We start from the raw sequence: 8,625 nt of genomic DNA, 5'->3' as shown, positions 1-8,625 counted from the left end.
CATGCTCGGCGCACAACGAAAACGAGCCAGCTTATTCAGCTGGCTCGTCTGTTATTCACATCTGTATTTTAGTTCTGTTACGCGTTGGTCTCTTTAAGCGCTTTCACATGTGAATCTTGTTTGTCATCAAGAGCAAAGTAGATTTTCGACACAATCACTTCAGCAATTAGAATCGTAAATACCACAGCAAAGAAAGCAACAACACCGTTCCAAGGACCTGTAAAGCTCACCTTGTCACCGAACAATAAGTTAATCGCTTCTAGCATGACAAACTTCGAGCCCACCAAGATAATGTAAGTGGTAATCGCTCGGTAAACCTTAGGTGCAGTACCCGGCTTGCTTTTAAAGTGCTCAGCAATCTTATGTTCTAAGCCAATAGAAAGCTTCAATAGTAGCTGAAGCAACAATGCCGCTATCAAAGAGATAGTGAAAGACTCGATATTCACAAAGTCCCAGTACTCATCAAAGAAGTTAAGAACCACTAGGTCCACCAGCACAGCTAACGTGTAACCTACGAATAGACGTTGTGGTGTATTGAATCCGTAAACTTTGTCTGAATTAGTCATGTTGTCTCTCTTTAATTTGATAAGTAGCCTCGATTTGAAATACATCTTAGCGTTCGAATCAGAACAAAACTTACCATTTGGTGACATCATCCCCTTTCCATTCAAAATTGTTAATCTTTATTGGTTGATCATTTTCTGTATCAATAATTCTCTTTCCTCTATACAGCAAAACTCAAAAATATAGAAAAGTGCGAAAAGATAAGTCTCGTCACTGCTTGTCACCAAATGGCAATTTTAAAAATACTGCACCGCCTATGATGGCTCCATCAGCGACACACACTCATTTCCAAAAGGTGCAGACTATGAAAAAGCTAATCACTAACGCGAACGTATTTAACGGTGTTGATAACAACCTAATCGAGAACGTATCTATTCTTATTGAAGACAACTTGATCACTCAAATTGGTGAGGTTGACGCTACGTTAGCCGATGAAATTATTGATGCTCAAGGTGGCACAGTAATGCCTGGCTTGATTGATGCCCACGTTCATATCACGCTATCTGCGCCTTTCAATGTGATTGATACTATGACACGTGAAGAAGTAGCGATTCGCTCAGCAAAGATTTCAGAAGAGATGCTGATGCGCGGCTTTACCACCATTCGTGACGTAGCAGGTAACACGCTTGGTCTTAAGAAAAGTATCGATAACGGCTACGCAACTGGCCCACGAATTCTCCCTTCAATGGCGGCAATTTCACAAACCAGCGGTCACTCAGATTACCGCCAAAACCAAGCACAAGAGCGTTTGGCTAATGGGCACGAAGACTCGCCAATGATGAAGCTTGGCGCAATGAAAGTGGCAGATGGCCGTTCAGAAGTATTGAAAGCGGTACGTGAACAACTGTTTATGGGCGCGTCACAAATCAAGATCATGGCTGGTGGCGGTGCATCATCAACTTTTGACCCGCTAGACACATTGCAATTTACGTCTGACGAGATGAAAGCTGCGGTACAAGCCGCTTCAGATTACGGTACTTATGTTGCTGCGCACATTCACACTTCCGATGCAATGCGCCGAGCGGCAGAAGCGGGCGTGATGTCTTTCGAACATGCGACCATCATGGACGACGATATTGCAGAGATCATTAAAGAGAAAGGCATTTGGGTGATTCCTTCTTACTTTACCTCTTCATTGATTGCAGAGCGTAAGATCCCGTTACCAAACGAAGAGACATACCGCAAGACAGAACGCGTAGGCAAAGCCATGTTCAAATCAGCAGAACTGATTAAGAAATACGATATTCAGAACATTGCTTTTGGTACTGACTGTGTGGGTGAAACCAACGTGCATGCGACACAATTGAATGAACTGGGTGCGATTGAGCAAGTATTCGATACCATCACGGCACTTCGCATGGCGACATCAAACTGTGGGCGTTTATTCGAGATGTCGACTTACCAACACCCTTACCAGCAAGGCAAGCTAGGCCAAATCGTTGCAGGCGCGTATGCCGACCTACTGATCATCGACGGTAACCCACTAGAAGGCGTGGCATGTGTTGCTAACACCGATACACAGAAACTGATCATGAAAGACGGCAAAGTGTATAAAAACACGCTTTAGCGTTCAATACTCACTCACTGAGTACCTAAAACTCAAAGGCAGGCAAGCGAACTTTTTCGTCGCTTGCCTGCCTTTTTGTTAAGCGTTGTTTTATTGCTACTATTAAGCACAGACTATTGATTCAATGATGGAACGAGTTTATTTAAGGATGAAATTAGAATGAAGCTATTACTTACTGCACGCCTAATCAGCACAGTGCTATTACTCAGTTCACTGCTGTCAGGGTGCGGTAACTTTAGAAACCTATCTAATGAGATAGAAGCTATCGACTCCATTACCAATCAATACATGATTACCTTGAATCAACCAGCCTCCGGTTCTGCCGTGGTGATTGAACAAATCAAAGACATCAACAAAAGCGAGGTTGATGGCTACGATGGCATCATCGACAGTGACAGTATTCACTTACATGTATCAAATAACATCCACTATCTACTTATCTTTGAAGATAAGAATCAAGATCTTACCCTACAAGCCGATGAAGCTTTCAGTGTAATCAACCTACGTGATCACCAAGACAGACCAACAATAGAAGTCTCACTAACGGTTAATGAGAGTGAAGCCCCAAGAGCGTTTGTTGATCGTTCACTATCTTCACTGTTAAAAATCGAATTGGATTTGATCGACATAGGCACAGTCGTGAGCTTGGAAGCTCCACCTTTTGACAGAAAAAATGGCAAACTCGGCATGTGGCAGCCGCTGACCTTTTTGCTCGAAGATAACGCTGGGCTCTACTTTCTGTCAGAGTTCGACCCAAACAAAATCCCGATCTTGTTTGTGCATGGCATCAACGCCACTGCGTTAAATTTTGCCCCACTGATTGAAAAAGTCGACCAATCTAAATATCAGATCTGGGTCTTTAACTATCCTTCAGGCTTGTCTCTGGCTTTGAACTCCAAAGGCCTGAATAACCTCATGCACACGGTGTTAACGGAATACAAAATCCAACAATTACATGTTGTGGCACATAGTATGGGAGGGCTTGTCGCCACCAACAGTCTTCGCTAGTGCCGTATTGGGCAGCTATGCGATTTTGTAAGCAGCGTAGCCACCATATCTTCGCCGTTTAGTGGTGTCGAGTCTGCTAAACAAGGGGTCGAGTACTCTCCCGTAGTAATGCCGGCATGGGTTGATTTAAATCCAGACGGGAAATTTATCGCTGACTTATTAATTGACAGCAGTAAGATTCACATTCCCCACTTTTTAGCCTTTGGTTATAACTCGGGCGACCTATTTAATACCAACAGCAACGATAGTGTGATCAATTTATCAAGCCAATTGTCGCGCCCAGCCCAACTCCACGCGTCACAAATCCTCGGCTACAACGAAACCCATTTGAGCATCTTAGATAACGATGACCTTTTTGAAGACCTGTCCGAGTTTTGGTTAAGAGCTGAAGAAGCACATTGATTTATGATTCGGTGCACTAGGCGGCGTAGGTAAATCAGATATTAAAATTGGAACGCTTAGGCATTCCAATCTTTTGGGTGAAGCGTAATGTTTTTCTGAATTGAGAGCATTGATATCCTGTGCGTTCGGGCTGATTTCGAACACCCACCCCCTCTAACTCCCCCTCCAATTAAGTTTATCCCCCCTCTAGATTGACGACCGAGGGGGAGAACCTTCTTTAGCGCTGAATGTGTAACTGCACATGTAACGATCTGTATTCAGTTCCTCCCCTTTCTACGAACCACAATGGATTGTAGATACTGATTAAGGGGAGGCTAGGAGGGGATTTTTAGTAGGACTAACACGGATTTGCCCAGAACCTTCTTAAGGCTCAGAGATTCTGTGCGGAAAGGGATTAAAGTGAGTAACCGTGTATCGGGGGTCTTAGCCTGCATGGCTATTGCAGCACCGTTGGAAATACCTAACTGATGCCGTTGAAGAAGCTATTATACTTATGTTGAAATAGACTGAATTACTAGCTGGCGGTTGTAAGCAGGTTAAGTATGTTAGGATAAAGTATAGTTGCCTTAGCCTAAAAATTTATGCAGTAACTTATGAATTTGACACTTGGTTAAAAGTATTACCATAAGTATTACCGCTCTCTTTGCGAGTTTTTTTATGGATATATATCAGCATCTTAAATAAATAAGTCGGATTCCTCACTCACCGCCAAATTTAAGACCGCAGCAGTTCGCTGCGGTTTTTTTATGTCTAATTTTATCCTGCGACCTGTTATCACCAAGGAAGAGCAACAACAGGTGTGATGACCAGTCGAAGTTGATGCTCTATCCCAAACGCGTCAGGGCTTTCAATGTAGTTCCAGTATTGAAGACCAAACTTGATGGGTTTGCCACCAATGAGAGTCGTCTTAGCGAACCCAATACCAATAGGGAATGACAATTTATTTCCACTGCTCGCTTCGTGATTATAGCTCCAAGTTGGTTGCGCTTGAATTTGCCATCCATCGTCTAGATTCGCGGTATAGAAGTACTGTCCACCAGTAATACTCGCGTCGGCGTCATTGCTTCCGCCAGCGTTCCATTGATGGGTAATTAACGCCCCGATAACCCCCCAGCTTTGTACGTAGGCTAAGGCAAACTCTGGACCGAGTAAGAATTGATCGTTACCCAGTTCATCGCTTGTTGCGGTGGGCAGTGTACCCACTATCCCCCCCACGACAATCATGCCGCTCTCAAAGGTATGACCAACGGCCACATCAAAGCCGATATCACCGAGACCTGCGTCTGAATTTTCAAATCTATCGCCCTTGTAATAGGGTTGGTCAAATATTAAAGGTATATTTGGTCTGATAAATAAGTTGGTTCGCTCTGCAATTGGCACAGGGAGAACAGGTTGAAAGCTCAAGCGATACCCGTTCTGACTGTTCGCTGAATTTAAGTCGCCTTGATAGTTCGTCCAATCCAAGTTAAAGGACATCGAGCCAAGCGTTGTGTTTGGGTTGGCTAGCTCTTTAGCTACCTCCTCTACATCTTGCCCCTCGTCGGCTAACACTACGATGGGAAGAGTGACAGCAAAGAAGAATATCGCGCTTAAACTTCGTAATTTAAGGTTTGGCATTTTTTTTCCCTGACGAAAACGTTGGTACATAAACGTTTAGCTATGAAGGATTATTTTGTCAAAGTTGCCTTTATAGAGAAGGGCAGCTCTGGAGCGGCAAAGTCAATAGCTGTGGGTGAGATGAGCGTAAAAGTGATTGTTTTTGAGTCACTTTCTCTTGTCACGTTAGATTTGTCTTATCAATGAGCAAAGATGAGGATCAGGTAGATAGCGTGAAATTATTGGTCTAAGATTTTTGACACGTAACACTTATAGTTCATCTCACACACACGGGATAAAATTATGAAACCACTAGAATCATTCATTAAAAAGGCTACGATCGTCGGCTTTGGCCTTATGTCACCACTTGTTATCGCCGCTAATTATGATGTTGTAATTTTGAACGGCAGAGTTATCGACCCTGAAACAAATTTCGATTCTGTTGCTAATGTCGGGATCAAAGATAATAAGATCACAGCAATAACGACCGATAGTATTTCTGGGGATAAAACTATTGACGCTACAGGTAAAGTTGTTGCCCCTGGATTCATCGACGTCCACGCTCATGGTCAAAACATTGGTGACTACAGAATGCAGGCGATGCAAGGCGTTACCACTATGCTGGAACTCGAATCTGGTGTTCTACCTATCAGTGACTGGTATGCAGGACAAGCTGAAAAAGGCTTACCATTAAACTATGGTGCAGCAGCTGGTTGGACTTACGCTCGTATTGCTACATTTAGTGAGACGGAACCCGAAGCGACCGTTGGCTATTTCCAAAAAGCTCAATCACGTAATGATTGGAAGATGGATATAGCAACACCTGAGCAAGAAAGTAAAATCATCAAGCTGATTGAGCAAGGCCTTGATGAAGGTGGCCTAGGTATCGGGATTAACGCTGGCTATGCACCGGGCCATGGTCAAAAAGAATATTATGCATTGGCTGAATTAGCCGCAGAAAGAGACGTAGCAACCTATACTCACGTTCGCTATGCCAGCAATGCCGAGCCACAAAGCTCGTTTGAAGCCGTTAAAGAATTAGTGGGCAATGCCGCTATCACTGGCGCTCATATGCACTTTTGTCATATTAACAGTACTTCATTAAAAGATATCGAAACCATCTTACCTATGGTCAATAAGGCTCAAGAACAAGGAATCAATGTTACTGTGGGCGCTTACCCTTGGGGCGCAGCAAGTACTGTCGTTGGCGCAGCCATGTTTTCTGGTGAAGGCTGGCGGGAACGTATGGGTTCAACCGCTGAAAACTTTCAGCTAGGTAAAGAACGTATGACAGAAGAACAGTTGAAAGACTACCAAGAAAATAAACCTGGTACCTTTATTGTCTGGCACTTCCTAGACGAGCAAAACCCTAAAGATCTTGCTCTATTAGACGCTTCGATTCTAAATCCTAATGTGTTGATTGAATCTGACGAAATGTTCTGGATGCATATGGACGAAGACGGCCACATTGAAAATTATGCAGGTGACGAGTGGCCATTACCAAAAGATCTATTCTCTCATCCTAGATCAAATGGCACCTTTGCTAAAGTACTCAGAGTCTATGTTCGTGAGCGCGGCTTGTTAACGATGACGGAAGCACTACGTAAAATGACACTGATGCCAGCTCAATTAATAGAAGATTTTGTCCCTCAAATGAAAAATAAAGGACGAATCCAAACTAATATGGACGCAGATATCGTGGTATTCGACCCAGAAACTATCGCTGATGTGGGCACCTACCAAGATCCTAACCACCCAGCCGTAGGCGTACATTGGTTATTGGTTAACGGCAAAATCGTTGTCAACAACACACAACTAGATACAGACGTTAAAGCAGGCGAAGCCATTCGACGTTAATTCACCTAATCAATGATAAATCAGACTATAGAAAGCGATACTCAGGTATCGCTTTTTTATCTCACCTCTTCGATAATTTCTTAAAGTGTCACATATAATACTTTTAAATGAATTTTCTAATTGAGGTAACATTTAGATAGATTTGCCAAAAATATTCGACATAAATCACGTTTTTATCATGTCATTGGGCGTAGTTTATTTATAAAAAAGGTGCATAAAAAGGTGCGTACAAAGGGCTTAACACTCCGTTTGATATAAATCCGTACCTATCTTTACTTCCAAACTTCCAACATATTTATATTTTATAGAAGCTAACACTGTTAAGGAAAATTTCAAATATGGACAACAAATCTGAAATCGAACCAAGTAATGATAAAGCGACAAAGTCAGGTGCACCAAAATTACCAGAATTTGAAATAAAAGATTATTCAAAAATCCCTCAACGAACACACAAATATCCTGCATCTGAACGTGCAAAAAAAATTGTTCGAGATTCTATGGCTATTGACAGCCTTTTTTCCGGTCTTTGGCCCTCTCAATGGTCTTCACCTGAAGCACCAGAATTCCATGATGAAATGGACAAGTGCAAAGCCGCTGGATTCAAGGTACTAGCAGCATGTCCTTCCGCAGACTCGTTAGATGCCTCGGTTGAAGGCATTATGAAAGGCGCTCAGTTCTACCTAAGCAAAATGAAAGAACGCCCAGACGACTATATGATGATCCGCACTACCAAAGATATTGATGAAGCGGTAAAACAAAACAAATTGGGTATTTACTTCACTCACCAAGGTACTCAAATATTTGGTGGTGATGTTGATCGCGTAGGACTATGGCGTGAGATGGGCTATGGTTACTGTTTATTGGCATATAATCAACGTAATGATGTGGGTGATGGCTGCTTCGAAATTGAGAACCGTGGTCTAACTGAATATGGAAAAAAACTTGTCGACGCTTATAACCGATACGGTATGCCTGTTGATGTAAGCCATACTGGCGAACGAACCTCCTTAGATGCGATTGAACGCAGTAGCCAACCTGTCATTTCTTCGCATTCAGGTGCGAAAGCCATTGCCGATTATCAGAGAAGCCTTTCTGACGCTGTGATTAAAGGTGTTGCGGCAACCGGTGGGGTTTGCTCAATAAATATGGTGGCTGCCTTTATGGATACATCTAACCCAGATATATTGACGACTGAACAATTATTTCGACATATTGATTATATGGTCAACTTAGTCGGTATAGACCACGTTGGCTTCGGTTCAGACTATATCCCGAACATCAATTTTACAGCGTCTATTATTCAAACACCAATGGGGCAGAACGTATTCCCTGATGGTGGCTATAGTGCCGCTGTAGGAGCAAAAGGGTTTCCTACCCCAGCACCATATCAAATTGTTGCAGCTCTAATTGATACCATGCTTGAAAATGGATACTCAGAAGAAGACTGCAGCAAGTTCTTAGGTGGCAACATGTACCGAGTATTTGATCAAGTCTGGGTATAAGAAGTTTATTAAATTTACTCAATAATTAGCACTTCTAACATCTCGTTTAGAAGTGCTTTTTTAATCGCTTCGAATGAGACTGCAGTTTATGACTGCTCCTAACTTGTTATTGTCCGTGCGACCTGAGGT

Annotated in this window: 5 protein-coding genes and 1 pseudogene; 4 read left to right on the top strand and 2 right to left on the bottom strand. The window is 42.8% G+C overall.

Translation table 11 applies throughout. The features are described 5' to 3' along the window. Window positions 1-77 precede the first annotated feature (77 nt). A complete protein-coding gene (locus AB4507_RS22370; RefSeq protein ID WP_372183428.1) occupies window positions 78-566 on the bottom strand; it encodes a hypothetical protein in 489 nt (162 codons plus the stop codon). A gap of 302 nt (window positions 567-868) precedes the next feature. Here AB4507_RS22370 and AB4507_RS22365 point away from each other — a divergent pair, with 302 nt between their 5' ends. Beyond that, entirely contained in the window at window positions 869-2,131 is a 1,263-nt protein-coding gene (locus AB4507_RS22365) for an amidohydrolase family protein (protein WP_372128335.1), read from the top strand. 159 nt (window positions 2,132-2,290) lie between these two features. Continuing rightward, window positions 2,291-3,541 (top strand): annotated as a pseudogene (locus AB4507_RS22360) (lipase family alpha/beta hydrolase). Between the two features lie 774 nt (window positions 3,542-4,315). Here AB4507_RS22360 and AB4507_RS22355 read toward each other — a convergent pair. Beyond that, window positions 4,316-5,158 (bottom strand): hypothetical protein, encoded by an 843-nt coding sequence (locus tag AB4507_RS22355; RefSeq protein WP_017062424.1) that lies wholly within the window; start codon window positions 5,156-5,158, stop codon window positions 4,316-4,318. A gap of 282 nt (window positions 5,159-5,440) precedes the next feature. Here AB4507_RS22355 and AB4507_RS22350 point away from each other — a divergent pair, with 282 nt between their 5' ends. Together AB4507_RS22350 and AB4507_RS22345 are read left to right on the top strand one after the other, a co-directional pair. Continuing rightward, window positions 5,441-6,994, top strand: coding sequence for an amidohydrolase family protein (locus AB4507_RS22350; protein WP_017062426.1), 1,554 nt, complete (start codon window positions 5,441-5,443; stop codon window positions 6,992-6,994). A 338-nt stretch (window positions 6,995-7,332) separates the two neighbouring features. Beyond that, window positions 7,333-8,496: a dipeptidase gene (locus AB4507_RS22345; protein ID WP_017029485.1), complete on the top strand. Its 1,164-nt coding sequence runs from the start codon at window positions 7,333-7,335 to the stop codon at window positions 8,494-8,496. The last annotated feature ends 129 nt before the right edge of the window (window positions 8,497-8,625 follow it).

The sequence above is a fragment of the Vibrio sp. 10N.222.54.A3 genome (assembly GCF_041474095.1).
In the GTDB taxonomy this organism is placed as follows: domain Bacteria; phylum Pseudomonadota; class Gammaproteobacteria; order Enterobacterales; family Vibrionaceae; genus Vibrio; species Vibrio crassostreae_C.
The sequence above is the reverse complement of the archived record's forward strand: the minus strand, read 5'-3'. Positions and strand labels throughout refer to the sequence as shown.